This window comes from Zestomonas insulae, assembly GCF_016901015.1.
Lineage (GTDB): Bacteria > Pseudomonadota > Gammaproteobacteria > Pseudomonadales > Pseudomonadaceae > Aquipseudomonas > Aquipseudomonas insulae.
Map to the genome: position 1 here is coordinate 295,180 of NZ_JAFEUP010000003.1, position 17,331 is coordinate 312,510.

Consider the following 17,331-nt stretch of genomic DNA (forward strand, 5'->3'; position numbering starts at 1 on the left):
GCAGCGACGCGGCGCCCTGTGCAGTGGGCCGCGACAAGGAGAAGTAGCGATGAGCGTCCGACGAATTTTCGGCTGGGGCAGCGCCGTGCTGGTGCTGCTGCTCGCCATGCTGGTGATCGCGATCGCCACCTTCGATTGGAACCGGATCAAGCCGACCCTCAACGAGAAAGTCTCGGCGGCCCTCGACCGGCCGTTCGCCATCGACGGCGATCTCAGCGTGCGCTGGCTGCGTGAAGGCGACGAGGCCGGCTGGCGGCGCCTGCTGCCGTGGCCGCACCTGGTCGCCGAGCAGCTGCGTCTGGGCAATCCCGAGTGGCTCAAGGGCGGCGAGTTCGTCAGCCTGCAGCGCGTCGAGCTGCGCCTCTCGCCGCTGCCGCTGCTGTGGAAGCAGGTGGTGATCCCGCAGATCCAGCTGACCGCCCCGCAGGCGCAGTTGGTGCGCCGTGCCGACGGCCGCAACAACTGGAACTTCGACCTCGGTAGCCAGGACCCGCAGGCCCCGGAAGCCGCGCCCTGGACCCTGGAGATCGGCAGCATCGGCTTCGACCGCGGCGTGCTGCGCCTCGACGACGAATCGCTGAACAGCCAGGCGACGCTGCAGGTCGAGCCGCTCGGCAAGCCGATCCCGTTCAGCGACATCGTCGGTGCCAAGGTCGCCGCCAAGGCCCGCGAACAGCAAGCCGTGCCGCAGGATTACGCGTTCGGCTGGAAGGTCGACGGGCGTTTGCGCGGCTTGCCGCTGGCCGGCAGCGGCAAGGTCGGCGGCCTGCTGGCGCTGCGCGATGCCAGCCAGCCGCTGCCGCTGCAGGCCGACGTGCGCATCGGTGCCACGCACATCGTCCTGGCCGGCACGCTCAGCGATCCGGCCAACCTCGGCGCGCTCGATCTGCGCCTGCAGCTGTCCGGGCGCAGCCTCGCCGAGCTGTACCCGCTGACCGGCGTGACCCTGCCGGCGACCTCCGCTTACGCCACCGACGGCCACCTCACTGCGCGGCTGCGCGAGGAAGGCGGCGCGCTGTTTCGCTACCAGGGTTTCAACGGCTCGATCGGCGACAGCGACATCCACGGCGACCTGACCTTCGTCGATCGCGCGCCGCGACCCAAGCTGTCCGGCACGCTGACTTCCAACCAGCTGCGTTTCGCCGATCTGGCGCCGCTGATCGGTGCCGACTCCAACGCCGACAAGCAGGCGCGCGGCGTCGCCAGTCGCCAGCCGGCGGACAAGGTGCTGCCAGTCGAGGAGTTCCGCACCGAGCGCTGGCGGGCGATGGACGCCGACGTGAGCTTCACCGGCAAACACCTGGTGCACAGCGCCAAACTGCCGCTCGACGACCTGTTCACCCATGTGGTGCTCAACGACGGCATGCTCAGCCTCGAGCCGCTGCGCTTCGCCATGGCCGGCGGCAAGCTGGAGTCGAACATCCGCCTGAACGGCGCGCTCACCCCGCTGCAGGGCCAGGCGCAGCTGCATGCCCGCGACTTCAAGCTCAAGCAGCTGTTCCCCACTTTCGCGCCGCTGCAGACCAGCTTCGGTGAACTGAACGGCGACGCCGCGCTGAGCGGCACCGGCAACTCGGTGGCGGCGTTGCTCGGCAGCGCCAACGGCGAGCTCAAGCTGCTGGTCAACGATGGCGCGGTGAGTCGCGGGCTGATGGAAATCGCCGGGCTGAACGTCGGCAACTACCTGCTCGGCAAGCTGTTCGGCGACGAACCGGTGAAGATCAATTGCGCGGTGGCTGACGTCGGCGTGAAGAACGGTCTGCTGGCCACCCGCAGCGTAGTGTTCGACACCGAGAATGCGGTGATCGGCGTCGACGGCACCGCCAACTTCAAGAGCGAGCGCCTCGACCTGACCATCAACCCGGATTCCAAGGGCGTGCGCATCATCTCGCTGCGCTCGCCGCTGTACGTGCGCGGCACCTTCAAGCAGCCGGACGCCGGGGTCAAGGCCGGGCCGTTGCTGGCGCGCGGCGCCGGCTTGCTGGTGCTCGGTGCGGTGGTCGCGCCGGCGGCCGGGGTGCTGGCGCTGATCGCCCCGGGCGAAAGCGCGCCGAGTCAGTGCGAGGGGCTGTTGAAGAGCCTGCAGGCCGCGCCGCACTGAGGGGCGCGGGCTACGCTGAACTCACGCCCTGCGCGAGAAACCGCCATGCACACCCTGATCGCCACGTTGGTTGGCGTGCTGTTCTTGATCGGCGTCATCCTGCTCGGCCGCGCCTTCGACCTGGGCCGGCAGACCGTCGCCTGGCTGTTTGTCGGCCCCTGGCTGCTCGCCAGCCTGGTGCACGGCGCGCTCGGCCTGGCGGCCGGGCAAGCGCTGCTGACCGAGATGCTGGTGTGGCTGGTGGTGTTCGGTGTGCCGCTGGGCCTGCTGTGGCTCTGCCTGGGCCGCCGCCGCGACTGAGCGCGGCCCGGTCCAGGCGCGGACTCAACTGAGGTCGGCGAGGATGTCGGCCATGTCGTCGGCGTGCTCTTCTTCCTGGGCGAGGATGTCCTCGAAGATGCGCCGGGTGGTCGGGTCGGTATCGCCGAGGTACTGGATGATCTCGCGGTAGCTGTCGATGGCGATGCGCTCGGCGACCAGGTCTTCGTAGACCATCTCCTTGAGCGTGTTGCCGGCCACGTACTGGGCGTGCGAGCGGTCTTCCAGGCCCTTGGGATCGAAGTTTGGTTCGCCACCGAGCTGCACGATGCGTTCGGCCAGGCGGTCGGCGTGCGCCTCTTCCTGCTGCGCGTGCTCGAGGAACTCCTCGGCGGCGATGCTCGCCTTGAGGCCGGTGGCCATGTAGTAGTGGCGCTTGTAGCGCAGCGTGCAGACCAGTTCGGTGGCCAGCGATTCGTTGAGCAGGCGCAGCACGGTCTTGCGGTCGGCCTGGTAGCCCTCGGTCACCGCGCCGTTCTCCACGTGCTCGCGGGCGCGCTGGCGCAGGGTCTTCACATCGGTCAGGTGCACTTCACTCATCACGGTTTCTCCTTGGCTAAGTGCCCGGGCCGGCGCGCTCTGCTGGCGCGGCTGACCCGGGCATCACCTAGTTGTGAGTCCGCTCCGCCGGGAAAGTTTTACCGGCAAGCCGAGCGGCGCGGCACTAGAGCTTTTCCAGCTCGCGCTGGTTCTGCTCGTGCTGCGCGCAGGTCATGAAGCCCTTGCTGTCGACCTTGCCGGCGGAGTCGAAGGTTACGTAGTAGGCCTGCTGGTGACCGTCGACGTTGAGCACGTAGTTGTTGCAGCTGCCCGGGTGCACGCTGCGCTGTTCCTTGCTCGACGGCGTGCCGCCGATGGTCAGTACCTGCTGCTGGCTCATGCCGTCTTCCACCTGCTTGACCAGCGGTTCGTTGCGGTAGGTGTAGTAGTCGACCGGGTTCTCGGGCTTGGTGGCACAGCCTGCCACTGCACCCAGCACACCGAGCACGACGAGTGTTTGCTTGTACATGGGATGTTTCCTTGTGGTGAGCGAAAAGGGCGGCGCGCGCGCCGTTCAACGAGTTGGAGCGTAGATCGCCGCCGGGAGTTCGCCGCTCGCTCGGCTTTGCTAGCCTGAGGCGTGCCCGCCCACCAGGAGATCGGCCATGGATGTCACCGCGCAGACCCGCTACCCGTTGTTGCTGGTGCCCGGCCTGCTCGGTTTCGTGCGGCTGCCGGGCTACCCCTACTGGTACCGCATCGACCGCGCGCTGCGCCGCGCCGGCGCCGAGGTGCACCCGCTGCTGGTCTCCGCGCTGCATGCCAGCGAGACGCGTGGCGAACAGTTGCTCGGTGAGATCGAGCGCATCCGCACGGCCACCGGCGCGGCCAAGGTCAACCTCATCGGCCACAGCCAGGGCGCGCTGAGTGCGCGCTACGCCGCGGCGCGCCGCCCGGACTGGGTGGCTTCGGTGACTTCGGTGGCCGGGCCCAATCACGGCTCCGAACTGGCCGACTACCTGGCCCACCGCGCGCCGGCCGGCAGCCCCTACGAGCGCCTGATCATTGCCCTGCTGCACGGCACCGCGCGCCTGCTGAGCTGGCTCGAGCGCGACTACCGCGGCCCGGCGCTGCCGCAGGACGCGCGCGCCGCGCATGCCTCGCTGACCAGCGTCGGCGTCGCCGCGTTCAATCGCCTGTACCCGCAAGGCCTGCCGGCGGAGTGGGGCGGCGAGGGCGCGGCCGAAGTCGACGGCGTGCGCTACTACTCCTGGTCCGGCACCCTGCAGCCGGGGCGCACCGACCGCGGCGGCAACTGGCTCGACCTGTCGAACCGCTTCTGCCGCCTGTTCGCCCGTAGCTTCGTCCGCGAGCGCGGCCACAACGACGGCATGGTCGGGCGCTGCAGTTCGCACCTGGGCCGGGTGATCCGCGACGACTACCCGTTCGACCACCTCGACATCGTCAACCAGAGCCACGGCCTGGTCGGGCGTGGCGCCGATCCGGTGGCGGTGTACCTCGAGCACGCCGCGCGGCTACGCGCCGACGGCTGCTAGCGGCTCGCCGGCGGGCGAAGCGCGGCTAGACTTCAGCGGGCACCGGGTCGCTTCGACCATTACCGAGGAGATGCACCATGACGCTGCTTCGCATGCCTGTGTTGTTGCTCGCGCTGCTGGCCTGTTCGTCGGGCTTTGCCGCCACCGCCCAGCAGGACAAGATGACCTCGTGCAACGCCAACGCCTCGGCCAAGGCGCTCAAGGGCGATGAGCGCAAGGCGTTCATGAGCAGTTGCCTGAAGGCCGACAGCAAGGCGGCGATGACCCCGCAGGAGCGCATGACCGCCTGCAACAAGGACGCCGCCACCAAGGCGCTGAAGGGCGACGAGCGCAAGACCTTCATGAGCAGCTGCCTGAAGAAATAGCCCGCGGCGCTGTGCGCCAGGTCCGGAAAAACTGTGACGTGGCGCAAACCACCCGTTCGGCTAATCGTTCGCCGCTGACCGTCTGTATAGCCTGACGCCTCCCCTCGGACGCGTCGCCCGCACTCGGGCATCTAAGGACAGACCATGAAGCTAATCGGCATTTCGCTTGCCGTGTTGTTGGCCGTACTGGTGCTGCTGATCGGCAGCCTCGTTCTCTACACCTGGACCCCGGACATCCCGGTGGAGCAGCTCAAGGCGCGCTGGGCGCCGCCACCCTCGCAGTTCATCGCCCTCGAAGGCATGCAGGTGCATGTGCGGGACGAGGGGCCGCGCGACGATCCGCAACCGGTCCTGCTGCTGCACGGCTACTCCGACAGCCTGTACACCTGGGACGGCTGGGTCGAGCAGCTCAAGGGCCGCCACCGGGTGATCCGCCTCGATCTACCGGGCTTCGGCCTGACCGGGCCGGCCGCCGACGGTGACTACCGGGTGGCTCGCTACACGCGCCTGCTTGGCAAACTGCTCGACCAGCTCGGCGTGCAGCACGTCAGTGTCGCCGGCAACAGCATGGGCGGCCTGCTCGCCTGGCACCTGGCGCTGGCCGAACCGCAGCGCGTGCAGCGCCTGGTACTGGTCGACGCCGCTGGCTACCCGCTGGAACCCGCGAAAATGCCGCTCACCCTGCGCGTGCTCACCGCCCCGGCGCTGCAGCCGCTGTGGCGCAAGGTGCGCTCGCGGCAGCTGGCCGAGTACAGCGTGCGTGCGGTGGTCGGTGATCCGGGGCAGCCGCGCCCGGACATCGTCGAGCGGCTGTACACCCTGGGGCTGCGCGAGGGCAACCGTCAGGCCCGCGATGACGTGGCCGCCCAGGCGTTGAGCGATTTCGACGATTACCCGCGGATCGCCGAGCTGCGCGTGCCGACCCTGATCATCTGGGGTGGCCGCGACAGGCTGGTGCCGCCCGAGCATGCCCTGCGCTTCAAGCGCGACATTCCCGGCAGCCGTCTGGCGATGTTCAGCGACCTCGGCCATGTGCCGCAGGAAGAAGACCCGGTGCGCAGCGTCGCGGTGCTGCAGAACTACCTCGACGGCAACTGACGTCCGGCCTACTACGCCTGCTCGCTGGCGTCCTGCAGGCGTTGCTGATTGTGCTGATTGGCCTGCTCGATCTGCTGCTTGAGCTGGGCAATCTGCTGCTGCGCCTGCTCGGCCTGTTTGGCCTGCAGGCTGGCACTGCTGGCGGTTTCGCCGGCCCCGCAGGCGCCAAGGGCGAGCAGCAGCGGCAGGGCGAGCAGGGGGCGGCGGAACGGCATGTGGAAGCTCCAGTCGGGTCGGGGGGCTTCAGGCTAATCCGCCGGGCGGCGGTCCGATAGTCCCTGGGTTTCCTATGCTGGGAAGATCGCATCGCGGGGGAACCCCATGGACTTCAAGGACTACTACGCCGTGCTTGACGTGGCGCCGGACGCCGACGACAAGACGATCAAGACCGCGTACCGCCGCCTGGCGCGCAAGTACCACCCGGACGTCAGCAAGGAGAGTGGCGCCGAAGACAAGTTCAAGGAGGTCGCCGAAGCCTACGAGGTGCTCGGTGATGCGCAGAAGCGCGCCGAGTACGACGAACTGCGCCGCTACGGCGGGCGCCAGGGCCAGGCGTTCGAGCCGCCACCGGGTTGGCAGAGCCACGCCGGCGGCTTTCACGGCAGTGCCCATGGCGAGGACGCGGACTTCTCCGACTTCTTCGAGTCGCTGTTCGGCGCCGCCGCGCGTGAGCAGGGGCGCTCCCGGGCACGGCGCGGCCGCGACCTGGAAGTCGAGTTGCCGCTGTTCCTCGAGGAAAGCCAGAGCGGCGCGGCTAAACCGGTGACCCTGCAGATTCCGCAGTTCGGCGACGACGGCCGGCGTCAGGCCGACGCGCAGAAAACCCTCAACGTGAAGATTCCGGTCGGCACCGGCGACGGCGAACGCATTCGCCTCAAGGGCCAGGGCGCGCCGGGGGTGGCCGGCGGTCCGGCGGGCGACCTGTACCTGGTGATCCGCCTGGTGCCGCACCCGCTGTTCGACGTCGATGGCCGCGACCTGCTGATCACCGTGCCACTGGCACCTTGGGAAGCGGCGCTCGGCGCCAAGGTGGCGGTGCCGACGCTGGATGGGCGCATCCAGCTCAGCGTGCCGGCCGACAGCCAGAGCGGCCAGCGTCTGCGTATCAGGGGCAAGGGTCTGGCCGACCGCCAGGGTGGCCACGGCGACCTGTACGCCGTGCTCAAGGTGGTGATGCCGCCGCGCAGCGAGGCCGCGGCGCGCGAGCTGTGGCAACAATTGGCCGAGCGCGCCGGATTCGATCCGCGCGCGAGCTGGAGTCGCTGAGATGAAACAGACCGTGATCGTGGAATTCAGCGTGGACGAGGTGTGCCAGCTGGTGGGCCTGCAGCGCACCTACCTGGTGGAGATCGTCGCCCATGGCATCGTCGAGCCGCACGGCGCCCAGCCCGAAGTCTGGCGCTTTGACCAGGGCGCCCTGCACCTGCTGCGCCGCGCCGCGCGCCTGCACCGCGAGCTGGCGCTGGACTGGCCAGGGGTCGCCGTGGCGCTCGACCTGATGGGCGAGCTCGAGCAGTTGCGCCACGAGAATCGCCAGTTGCGCCAGCGCCTCGGACGCTTCCAGGACGACTGAACCTTGGCGGTGCGGCTGCGGTCGATTGACTGAGCGAACAGCACAAGGAGCCTGCTCATGGATCTGGTCCGCATCATCATTGCCATTCTCTTGCCGCCGCTCGGCGTGTTCCTCCAGGTCGGCTTCGCCGGCGCCTTCTGGCTGAACATCCTGCTGACGCTGCTCGGCTACATCCCCGGCATCGTGCATGCCGTGTACATCATCGCCAAGCGCTAGGAGGCCGCCATGCATCCCTCTCATCGGCTCGGCCTGGCAACACTGCTACTCGCTGGCCTGCTCGCCGGCTGCGCCACGCAAACCGTAGTGACCATGCGCGACGGCACCCAGTACCTGACCCGCGACCAGCCCGACACCGAGAACCTCGACGGCTACTATGAGTTCGAGGACGTGGCCGGTAACAAGGTGCGGGTGCGCGCCGACGACGTGGCGACCATCCAGGAAGAGGATTGATCTGCAGCGGGGGGAGTGCCATTTCCGCGCGGCTTTGTGTAGATTTGCAGCCCAGCGAAATGCCGCCGGATTAGCTCAGCAGGTAGAGCAGCGCACTCGTAACGCGAAGGTCGTAGGTTCGATTCCTATATCCGGCACCACCTCCCGCTTCCTGGCTCGCCAGCGAAGCCCCCGAAACCCCGTACTTGCGGGGTTTCGCGTTTCTGGGCGCTGCCGCGCGCCAGGCCGGTGCGACGCGGTGCGGCTATGCTCGAAGGCGAACACGCCAGGGGAGCAGGGCCGATGAAAAGGATTGTGCTGATCGACGAGCAGCCGCTGGTGCGCCAGGCCTTGCGCACCGTGCTGGAAGCCGACGGCCATCAACTGCTCGGCGAATTCGACGACGGCCAGGACGCCCTGCAGGCGTGCGTGCGCCTGGCGCCGGAGCTGCTGATCCTCGACCTAGTCCTGCCGCGCATGGACGGCCTTGAGCTGCTGCGGCGCTTGCGCCTGCGCGGCAGCCGTCTGCACGCGCTGGTGTTCACCGCCCAAGACAGTGAGCACTTCGCCGGCCTGGCCCTGCAGGCCGGCGCCACCGGCTTCGTCAGCAAGCTGGACCCCGTGGACAACCTGCGCGAAGCGCTGTCGACGGTGCTGCGCGGACACAGCTATTTCCCCGCGCAGGCGATCGGCACGGTGGCCCTGCAGCAGGTGTCGCTGCTCGACGAGGACGAGCAGTTGCGCAGCCTGTCGTCGCGGGAACGCACGGTGTTGCGCTACCTGGCCAGTGGACGCAGCAACAAGGACATCGCCGACGAACTGGCGCTCAGCGATCGCACGGTGAGCACCTACAAGATCCGTCTGCAGCGTAAGCTCAACGTCAACTCGCTGGCCGAATTGCTCGAGGTGGCGTGGCGGCATGGCTTGCTCGGCAATGCGCCGGTGGTCGCCGACTCCTCCGCGCCAGACGGTACCGGCGAGCGCTTCCGCCAGCTGTTCGAAGTTTTGCCGGTGTCGGTGGGGCTGCGCGATCGCGAAGGCTACCTGCTGCACTGCAACCCCGAGTACCTGCGCTTGGCCGAGGCGACCACCGAGGAGACCGTCGGCCTGCGGGTGATCGACCAGCCGATTCTCGCGCCCGAGGAGGCACTGCATTATCACCAGCAGTATCTGCAGGCGGTGGCGGCGGAGCAGTCCTTCAGTCGCGAGATGGTCCTGCATCACCACAATCGGCGGGTACGCGTGCGCCACTGGGGCGTGCCGTTTCGCGACGAGCAAGGCGTGATGGTCGGCATGCTGTGCGGCGCGCTCGATATCACCGACCAGGAGCAGCAGTACCTCGCCGCCACCCATGCCCGCGAACGCCTCGAGGCGCAGCGCGGCGAGCGCACGCTGTTCCTGCTGGACACCGCTGCGCGCATGCAGCGCAGCCTCGGCGAGATTGGCGAAGCGCTCGACGCCGGCCTGCGCGAAATGCCTCAGCAGCTCGCCTTGCAGGGCGCGCGGCTGACGGCGCGCGCCCTGCAGGACGAACTTGGCGTGCTGCTCGACCTGGCCGAGCTGGATCGCGGCCGGCTGATCCTGCGCCCGCGCGCGGTCGATCTGGTGCAGCTGACCGGCAAAGAGCTGGCCCAGTTCGGCAGCGCGGCCACGCTAGCGGTCGGCGCTGCGTCGGGCGCAGCCTCGGTGTGGCTCGACCCGTGGCGCTACCGGCAGATGCTCGGGACGCTGCTGCCCTATTGCGCGGCCGGCGGCCACGCGATGCTGCAGGTTGAGACACGGATCGAGGAGCTGACCGATGCCCAACTGAGCTGGCAGTTGGAGATTGTTCCCGCCGATGCGTCGCTGGAGGGACTGGTCGACGACCCGCTGCCGCTCGAGCCACGGCTGTTGCTCTGCACGCGCCTGGCCGCGCTGATGGGCGGCGAGCTCCGCCTGTTTCACAGTCGCTCCGGGCAACCGGCGGTGCGCCTGAGACTGCAGTTGCGGCAGGCCATGCCGCAGGCTTGAGCCGTTGTAGTGATTCCCCTACAGCCGTTTCGTGATGCTCTGATTTTCCCTCCCCCCCCGAAACCCAATGATCGCCTCCAACACGCGGCCTCGTCTGATGCCGCGGGCAATCTCGAGGTGATCCATGAACACGCGCATTCAATCCAGGGCCTGCGTCGCACGGCGGAGCCGTTCTGGCAAGCCTGGACGCGGCTCGCTCAAACCGTTGTACCTCTGCGTGGCGCTGGCGTTGCTCGGTGGCTTCGTCGCGGCGCTGCCGGCCGGCGCTGACGAGCTACCCAGCGGCGGCACCATCAGCCACGGCAGCGGCAGCATCACGCCGACGGGCCCCGATCTCAACGTCACCACCGACGCGCCGCGCACCGTCATCAACTGGGACCGTTTCAGCATCGGCCCGGATAACAAGGTGCACTTCCAGCAGCCGGACGGCAGCTCGGTGACCCTCAACCGGGTCATCGGCGGCCAGCGCTCGGACATCATGGGCGTGCTCAGCTCCAACGGCCGGCTGATCCTGGTCAACCCGGCCGGCATCTGGTTCGGCCAGCACGCGCGGATCACCACCAGCTCGCTGCTGGCGGCGGCCGGGGCGATCTCCGACGAGGAACTGGCGAAGTTCAAGCGGGGCGAGAAGTTCGACATCGACCTCAAGGGCCTGGTGCGCAACGACGGCACCATCCAGCTGCTCAACGATGCCCAAGGCAACAACACGCTGGGCGACAAAGGCCTGGTGGCGTTGCTCGGCGCGCAAGTGGAGAACCACGGGGTGATCCAGGCGCGCAAGGGCAAGGTGGTGATGGCCAGCGGGCCGAAGGCGACCCTCGACTTCACCGGCGACGGGCTGATCAGCCTGGTCATCGGCGGCGACGCGGCGAGCAACCCGGTCAATGACGAGGTCACCGGCGGAGTGCACAACAGCGGACATATCGACGTCGGCAACGGCGTGGTGGTGATGAGCGCGCAGCGCGCGGCCAAGCACCTCGACTCGGTGATCAACCTCGGCGGCGCTGTCGTCGCCGACTCGGTGACCGAGAAAGGCGGGCAGATCGTCCTCGGCAATGCCGAGCACACCAACGTCAGCGGCAGCCTGTCGGCCAAGGGCGACGACGGCGGCAGCATCAAGGTGCTCGGTGAGCACGTGACGGTGGCCGGCAGTGCCACGCTCGACGCCTCCGGCAGCACCGGCAAGGGTGGCAGCGTATTGGTCGGCGGCAGCTACCAGGGCAAGGGCAGCGAGCCGGCGGCGCAGAGCACTACGGTTGAAAAGGGCGCGCAGCTCAAGGCCGACGGCAAGACCGACGGCGGCCTGATCGTCGCCTGGTCAGACGGCCAGACCCAGTTCGCCGGCCACGCCAGCGCCAAGGGCGGCGAGCGCGGCGGGGTGGTGGAAACCTCCGGCCAGCAGCTGAGCATCAGCGGCGATGCCAAGGTCGACGTCTCCGGCGGCAAGAATGGTGGCACCTGGCTGCTCGACCCGGCGATCATCGACATCGACGAAAACGCCGCGCAGGCCATCGTCACCACCCTGGCCAGCGGCAACGTGCGGGTCGAAGCCAGCGAGCGGATCAACGTCAACGCGCCGATCGTCGCCAGCAACATCGGCCAGGTGCTCGGTGCCGACGGCCAGCCGACCGGCGCCACCCTGGCGCTGATCGCCAACGGCAAGGTCGGCACCATCACCAGCTACGACGCGGCGACCGGCGACAAGCACAACGACAGCGGCTCGGTGTACATCAACGCGCCGATCCTGCTCAAGGACGGCAACCTGTTCATCTCCGCCACCGGCGACGTGCGCCTGGTCGACAACGCCACCAATGGCGAGACCGGCGCCGCGGCCTGGCGCAAGCGCGCCATCGTCGATGTCGGCGCCGGCATCGCCTGGATCAAGACCTCCAACACCGCGACGGTCAGCCAGGACGCCAACACCGCGCTGATCGCCGACAAACTGGCCGTGCAGGGCGCCAGCGTGCGCCTCAATAGCGCGCTGAACTATGCCGGCACGCTGACCGCCGGGCAGGCCAGCAATGGCGTGTTCCAGTTCAACCAGGCCAACGCCAGCGGCAGCACGGTCACCGGCAAGGTCACCAACCCGTTCTCCGGCGAAAGCATGGACGGGGTCAAGGCGCAGCAGATCCGCTATGTCGGCTCGCAGGATATCGTCGCCGACCCCACCACCAACGGCTTCACCGATCCGTACCGCAGCTACGAGCTGAAGTACGGCAACGAGCAGTTCGACTACCTGGTGTTCGAGGCCATCGGCTTCGTCGACCAGAACCACAACCCGATTCCGCCGGCGGAGTTGCTCAACTACCTGGACAGCTCGGACTACCTGGTCCACGGCCTGAGTTTCACCGACAGCGGCAACGTGCAATGGCGCCTGGCGCCGAACAAGGCCAACGCCAACCTCACCGACGTCTACAAGGACGGCGTGCTGCAGAGCGGCGCCATCTCGCTGGGCTTCAGCTTCGATGCGCACAAGGGCATGGTGGTGGTTTCCGACGTGCCGGTGCCCAACGGCGAGAACGGCGGCTGGGGTGTCGGCGAGTTCACCGGCCCCGGCCCGCTGAACCCCGGCGAGCTGCAGCACAGCAACCAGACCGGCAGTTCCGAACAGCTGGTGGTCGGCCTCGGCGACAAGGTCTCCTCGGTGATGGCCCAGCTCGGCTGGCTGATGGACGACCGGCCGTGGATCCAGACCCAGAACGGCCAGGCGGTGACCGCCGCGCAGCTGCTGGAGCGCGCACGGGTGCATTTCCTCGCCACCCAGGACGCCCCTGACGGCGCGGTTAGCCTCACCGCCCAGCAGGCGACGCTGAGCGCGCAAGTCGACAATGCGCAGCGCAGCTACGGCGACGCCAACCCGAGCTTCACCACCCAGGCCACGCTCAACGACAAGGCGCAGGCGGTGCGCGAGGTCGACCAATTCGTCGACGCCGAACTGGGGCGCAGCGGCATCAGCGCCGGCGCAGCCAGCAGCAGCGCCACCGCGGCCAGCAACGTCGGGAGCTATGCGATCCAGCACGGCTACAAACTCGATACGTTTGCCGGCAAGCGCTATGAGGCAACGCTGGGCAATGCCACCTTGACCATCATCCCGGTCGAGCTGGTGGTGCAAGCTGACGACAAGGCCAAGCAGGTCGGTGAGGCTGATCCGGCGCTGACCTATCAGTACCAAAGCGGCCTGAAGAACAACGACGCGCTGGGCGAAGTGCTCAACCAGGGCGGCGCGACCCGTCAGCCGGGTGAAGCCCCGGGGGTGTACGCAATCGGCCAGGGCAACGTGGCGCTGAATTCGGTCGGCACCACTGCCGATGGGCAGCCGATCTACAACTACACGCTGACCTTCCTGCCCGGCAAGTTGACCATCGCCGGCCCGGTCGGCCCCGATCCGGTCACCCCTGATCCGGTCGGCCCCGACCCGGTGAACCCGCCACCAATCGTCCCCGAACCCGTCGTTTCGCCATCGGCCAGCCCCGGGGTGAACAACGCGGCGGCGGTGCAGGGGCCCGGTTCCGAACGCTGCAGCGCGCTGGAATCGCCGGCGGCAGTGTCCGCCAACTACTCGGTGAGCCCCGCCGTGCAACGCACCTACACCGTGCAGCTGGTGTGCAAGCCGCGCGCCTACGACCACGGCACCGCGAAGGAGGAGGCGCCGAACGTCGCCGACATCCTCGGCTACGCCAACTCGTTGCTGAAGGACGGCCGCTTCCAGATTCCCGACTGGAACCGCAGCGTCATTCCGCGCGAGCTGATCGAACCCCGCGACCAAGACAAGCAGTGAAGGAGACGGCCATGAACGCATTTTCCGTGAAACACCCTTGGGCCTGGCTGCTCGCCGCCGCCCTCAGCGTCAGCGCGCTGCCGGCCTCGCTGTTGGCCGCCGAACGCGGCGCCCTCGATCCGGGGCGAGTGACGGTGCCGGACGATCTCGGCCAGCGCAGCTCGCCCAGCCGCATGCCGGGCAGCCTGGAAATCGAGGCGACCCGCGTCACCCCGGGTGACGAGCAGCTGTACGAAGAACCGCGCATGCAGGAGCCGAAGCCGGGCGTTGCCACGCCGTTCCAGGTCAACAAGATCCACCTGGTCGGCGTGACTCGCTACCCGGCCGGCACCTTCCAGCCGCTGCTCGCCGGCCTCGAGCGGCGCAAGGTGACCCTCGCCGAGATCAACGCGGTGGCCGAGCAGATCACCCAGCGCTATCGCCAGGACGGCTACCTGCTGGTGCGCAGCTTTGTGCCGGCGCAGCAGGTCACTGACGGCCAGCTGACCCTCAAGGTCATTGAGGGGCGGGTCAATGCGGTGAAGGTCAACGGCAAGTCGAACCGGCGCATCGAAGGTTACGCCGAGAACATCCGCAAGGAGGCGCCGGTCAAGGGCGCAACCCTGGAGCGCAACCTGCTGCTGATCAACGATCTGTCCGGCTATGACGCGCGTGGTTCGCTGACCGCCTCGCCGGAGCTGGAAGGCACCGATCTGGCGGTCGACACCGAGCTGCGCAAGGTGGAAGGCTTCGTCGGTTTCGACAACCGCGACAGCCGCTACTTCGGACCCTGGCAGATGTACGGCGGGGTCGGCATCAACGACCCGCTGGGCCTCGGCGATCACCTGTCGATCCGTGCCGGACGCTCGGTGGAAGGCAACAAGATGCAGTTCTACGAGGGCCAGTACGAGCTGCCGCTCGGCAACCAGGGCACCGTGCTCGAACTGCTCGGTCAGCACAACGACGGGCATGCCGATACCTTCTCCTTCCTCAACGCCAACAGCAGCGGCGACACCCTGGCGGCGCGGATCATCCACCCGTGGATTCGCAGCCGCGCGGAAACCCTCAAGACGTCGCTGGCCTTCACCTGGTTCAACGGCGAGTCGGAATACCTCGACGATCCGCACCTGCCGCCGTCCACCAGCGACAAGATCCGCGCCCTGCGCCTCGGTGCCAGCTACGACTGGACCGACCGCCATGGTGGTCGCAACCTGTTCAAGGCCGAGCTGAGCAAGGGCCTCGACGTCATGGGGGCCAGCAAAGAGAACCGCCTCAACCCGTCGCGCCTCGAGGGTGAGACCGACTTCAGCAAGCTGCAGGTCGATGCGCAGCGCATCCAGGACCTCAGCGGCCTGCTGGAAGGACTCAACCTGTACATGGCGGTCTCCGCGCAGACCTCGTTCGGCCAGCCGTTGCTGGCGCCCGAGCAGTTCGGCGTCGGCGGCAGCCACTTCGGTCGCGGTTACGACCCCTCGGAGATCACCGGCGATTCGGGTGCCGCCGGCAAGGTCGAGCTGCAGTACAACCGTGTGCATGCGCTCAACGGCTATGCGGTGCCGACCCAGTACTACGGCTACTGGGACATCGGCAAGGTGTGGAGCGAGGAGCCGAGCTTCATCGACTCGGAGAGCCTGGCCTCGGCCGGCTTCGGTGTGCACCTGCAGGTGGCCAAGGACATGTTCCTCTCGCCGGAACTGGCCTTCCCGCTGACCCGCACGGTATCCGCCGAGGAGCAGGACGGGCAGAACGGCAAGGAGCCGCGCTTCTACATCAACTTCCTCAAACTGTTCTGAAGCCCCGGAACGACAAAACCCCGCCTGGGCGGGGTTTTGTCGTGTTCGCCAGGTGGGCGAGGGGCGGCTTACATCAGGTCGCCGGCCACCGCGATGGTCTGTGCGGTGATGTAGTTCGACTCCGGCGAGCAGAACAGGTACACGGCATTGGCGGCTTCTTCCGGGGTGCCGGCGCGGCCCAGTGGGTTGCGGGCAGCGTGGTTCTTGGCGGCGTCCGGGTTGATGCCGACGCGGATGTCGCGGCCGTCGATCTTCACGGTGGCACCGGCGTGGGCGTCGACGGAGGTCATGCGGGTCTCGATGAAACCGAAGGCCACGGCGTTGACGTTGACCTTGAAGCGGCCCCACTCGCGCGCCAGGGCGCGGGTCATGCCGATGACCCCGGCCTTGGCGCCGGAATAGTTCATCTGCCCGGCGTTGCCTTTCAGCGCCGACACCGAGGAGATGTTGACCACTTTGCGGAACACTTCGAGACCGGCTTCCTGCTCGGCCAGCGCTTGCTTCTTGATCACCGGGTAGGCGGCACGCAGGATGCGGAACGGCGCGGTCATGTGGCAATCGAGGATCGCGTACCACTGCTCGTCGGTCATCTTCTGCACCACGTCGTCCCAGGTGTAGCCGGCGTTGTTGACGATGATGTCGATGCCACCAAAGCTGTCGACTGCGGTCTTCACGTAGCGGTCACCGAAGTCCGGGGCGCTGACGTTGCCGTGGCAGATGGCGGCTTCGCCACCCATCTTGCGGATCAGTTCGGCGGTTTCCTGGGCCGGCTCGAGGTCCAGGTCGTTGATGACGATGCGCGCGCCTTCGCTGGCCAGTTTCAGAGCGATCTGCTGACCGATGCCGCGGCCGGAACCGCTGACCAGGGCGACTTTGCCGTCGAGTTTTGCCATGGGATGTACTCCTGTTTGAATGGGGTTAGAGGGCGATCACGGCGTCGCCGAGGATCTTCACGTCGCCGTACTGGTTGGCGGTCTGGATTTCCACTTTGATGCGTTGTTCGCCGCCTTCCTCGAACTTCTCCACCACCTTGCCAGTGCAGGTGATCTGGTGGCCGAGGTGGGTGATGCCGACGAAGCGCACGCCGAACTCGCGCAGCTGGCGCTGATCGACCCACTGGGTGAGCAGGCGGCCGAGGTAGGCCATCGACAACATGCCGTGGGCGAACACGTCGTTCATGCCGGCCTTGCGCGCGTAGTCGATGTCGATGTGGATCGGGTTGTGGTCGTTCGAGGCGCCGGCGAACAGCCCCAGGGTGGTGCGGTTGATCGGGGCCAGGGCCAGCGGCGGCAGGCTGTCGCCGACCTGGATGGCGTCGAAGGTAACTGTGCTCATCGGGATTCTCCGGGTCAGCCGTTGCGGTGGACGAGGACAGTGCGCAGGTCCGCCACGTGCTCGCCGCGCTGGTTGGTCACGCGCGACTCACGCACCACGAACTCCAGGGCGCCGCCTTTCTTGGCGTAGATGTCGGCGATGCGCGTCTGGAAGTGCAGGTTGTCGCCGGCGTAGGCCATGCGGTGGTACTTGAAGGTCTCTTCGCCGTGCAGCACGCGCGCCGGAACGATGCCCAGCTCGTCGCGCCAGCCTTGCGAGGGCATGAGGAATTCCAGCGAGAAGAGGAAGGTCGGCGGCAGCGGCAGGCCGGGGTGGCCGGCGTCGCGCGCGGCGTTCTCGTCGAAGTAGATCGGGTTGGTTTCACCGACGGTCTTGGCGAACAGGCGCAGCTGGCCGGCCTCCGCGGTGACGGTGAAGGAGCCGATCTCCTTGCCGATGTGTTTCTGGTCGATCATGTCGGACAACTCCGTGGTTTGCAGGCTGCGGGGCTATGGGCTGGTTGTAGGAGCGGATTCA

General features: G+C 67.8%; 18 protein-coding genes and 1 tRNA gene. 13 read left to right on the plus strand and 6 right to left on the minus strand.

Annotation, left to right across the window (positions count from 1 at the left end):
* The first annotated feature begins 49 nt into the window (after positions 1–49).
* Together JQX08_RS11200 and JQX08_RS11205 are read left to right on the plus strand one after the other, a co-directional pair.
* Positions 50–2,101, plus strand: a complete 2,052-nt coding sequence (locus JQX08_RS11200) for an AsmA family protein (RefSeq protein ID WP_205348461.1) — start codon at positions 50–52, stop codon at positions 2,099–2,101.
* A 45-nt stretch (positions 2,102–2,146) separates the two neighbouring features.
* Positions 2,147–2,401: a hypothetical protein gene (locus JQX08_RS11205; protein ID WP_205348462.1), complete on the plus strand. Its 255-nt coding sequence runs from the start codon at positions 2,147–2,149 to the stop codon at positions 2,399–2,401.
* A 24-nt stretch (positions 2,402–2,425) separates the two neighbouring features.
* Here JQX08_RS11205 and JQX08_RS11210 read toward each other — a convergent pair whose 3' ends face one another.
* Positions 2,426–2,959 (minus strand): ferritin-like domain-containing protein, encoded by a 534-nt coding sequence (locus JQX08_RS11210; protein WP_205348463.1) that lies wholly within the window; start codon positions 2,957–2,959, stop codon positions 2,426–2,428.
* Between the two features lie 124 nt (positions 2,960–3,083).
* On the minus strand, positions 3,084–3,428 hold the full coding sequence (osmE, locus tag JQX08_RS11215) for an osmotically-inducible lipoprotein OsmE (RefSeq protein WP_205348464.1): 345 nt from the start codon (positions 3,426–3,428) through the stop codon (positions 3,084–3,086).
* 136 nt (positions 3,429–3,564) lie between these two features.
* Between osmE and JQX08_RS11220 the strand changes: the two genes are divergently transcribed.
* The 3 genes from JQX08_RS11220 to JQX08_RS11230 all read left to right on the plus strand — a co-directional run bounded on the left by JQX08_RS11220 (position 3,565) and on the right by JQX08_RS11230 (position 5,918).
* Positions 3,565–4,455 (plus strand): alpha/beta hydrolase, encoded by an 891-nt coding sequence (locus JQX08_RS11220; protein ID WP_205348465.1) that lies wholly within the window; start codon positions 3,565–3,567, stop codon positions 4,453–4,455.
* Positions 4,456–4,532: 77 nt separating this feature from the next.
* A complete protein-coding gene (locus JQX08_RS11225) occupies positions 4,533–4,820 on the plus strand; it encodes a PsiF family protein (protein ID WP_205348466.1) in 288 nt (95 codons plus the stop codon).
* 144 nt (positions 4,821–4,964) lie between these two features.
* On the plus strand, positions 4,965–5,918 hold the full coding sequence (locus JQX08_RS11230) for an alpha/beta fold hydrolase (protein WP_205348467.1): 954 nt from the start codon (positions 4,965–4,967) through the stop codon (positions 5,916–5,918).
* Positions 5,919–5,929: 11 nt separating this feature from the next.
* On the opposite strand, the gene JQX08_RS11235 is transcribed toward JQX08_RS11230, so the two are convergent.
* Positions 5,930–6,133 (minus strand): hypothetical protein, encoded by a 204-nt coding sequence (locus JQX08_RS11235; RefSeq protein WP_205348468.1) that lies wholly within the window; start codon positions 6,131–6,133, stop codon positions 5,930–5,932.
* Positions 6,134–6,239: 106 nt separating this feature from the next.
* Between JQX08_RS11235 and cbpA the strand changes: the two genes are divergently transcribed.
* The 8 genes from cbpA to JQX08_RS11275 all read left to right on the plus strand — a co-directional run bounded on the left by cbpA (position 6,240) and on the right by JQX08_RS11275 (position 15,480).
* Positions 6,240–7,184: a curved DNA-binding protein gene (cbpA, locus tag JQX08_RS11240; RefSeq protein WP_205348469.1), complete on the plus strand. Its 945-nt coding sequence runs from the start codon at positions 6,240–6,242 to the stop codon at positions 7,182–7,184.
* Between the two features lies 1 nt (position 7,185).
* A complete protein-coding gene (locus tag JQX08_RS11245) occupies positions 7,186–7,491 on the plus strand; it encodes a chaperone modulator CbpM (protein WP_205348470.1) in 306 nt (101 codons plus the stop codon).
* Between the two features lie 57 nt (positions 7,492–7,548).
* Entirely contained in the window at positions 7,549–7,707 is a 159-nt protein-coding gene (locus JQX08_RS11250; protein WP_205348471.1) for a YqaE/Pmp3 family membrane protein, read from the plus strand.
* Between the two features lie 9 nt (positions 7,708–7,716).
* On the plus strand, positions 7,717–7,941 hold the full coding sequence (locus JQX08_RS11255) for a YgdI/YgdR family lipoprotein (RefSeq protein ID WP_205348472.1): 225 nt from the start codon (positions 7,717–7,719) through the stop codon (positions 7,939–7,941).
* A 64-nt stretch (positions 7,942–8,005) separates the two neighbouring features.
* A tRNA-Thr gene (locus JQX08_RS11260) sits at positions 8,006–8,081 on the plus strand.
* 142 nt (positions 8,082–8,223) lie between these two features.
* Positions 8,224–9,930: a response regulator gene (locus JQX08_RS11265; RefSeq protein ID WP_205348473.1), complete on the plus strand. Its 1,707-nt coding sequence runs from the start codon at positions 8,224–8,226 to the stop codon at positions 9,928–9,930.
* 124 nt (positions 9,931–10,054) lie between these two features.
* The gene (locus tag JQX08_RS11270) at positions 10,055–13,708 is read left to right on the plus strand and encodes a two-partner secretion domain-containing protein (RefSeq protein ID WP_205348474.1); all 3,654 of its coding nucleotides are present in this window, start codon (positions 10,055–10,057) and stop codon (positions 13,706–13,708) included.
* Positions 13,709–13,719: 11 nt separating this feature from the next.
* Positions 13,720–15,480, plus strand: a complete 1,761-nt coding sequence (locus JQX08_RS11275; RefSeq protein ID WP_205348475.1) for a ShlB/FhaC/HecB family hemolysin secretion/activation protein — start codon at positions 13,720–13,722, stop codon at positions 15,478–15,480.
* Between the two features lie 68 nt (positions 15,481–15,548).
* Here the strand turns inward: JQX08_RS11275 and JQX08_RS11280 are convergent, their stop codons facing one another.
* From JQX08_RS11280 to JQX08_RS11290, 3 genes are read right to left on the minus strand one after another with little or no spacing between them, the layout of a single operon-like run.
* On the minus strand, positions 15,549–16,373 hold the full coding sequence (locus JQX08_RS11280) for an SDR family NAD(P)-dependent oxidoreductase (protein WP_205348476.1): 825 nt from the start codon (positions 16,371–16,373) through the stop codon (positions 15,549–15,551).
* 25 nt (positions 16,374–16,398) lie between these two features.
* Positions 16,399–16,815: a MaoC family dehydratase gene (locus JQX08_RS11285; RefSeq protein WP_205348477.1), complete on the minus strand. Its 417-nt coding sequence runs from the start codon at positions 16,813–16,815 to the stop codon at positions 16,399–16,401.
* A gap of 14 nt (positions 16,816–16,829) precedes the next feature.
* Positions 16,830–17,270 (minus strand): MaoC family dehydratase N-terminal domain-containing protein, encoded by a 441-nt coding sequence (locus tag JQX08_RS11290; RefSeq protein WP_205348478.1) that lies wholly within the window; start codon positions 17,268–17,270, stop codon positions 16,830–16,832.
* Positions 17,271–17,331 lie beyond the last annotated feature (61 nt).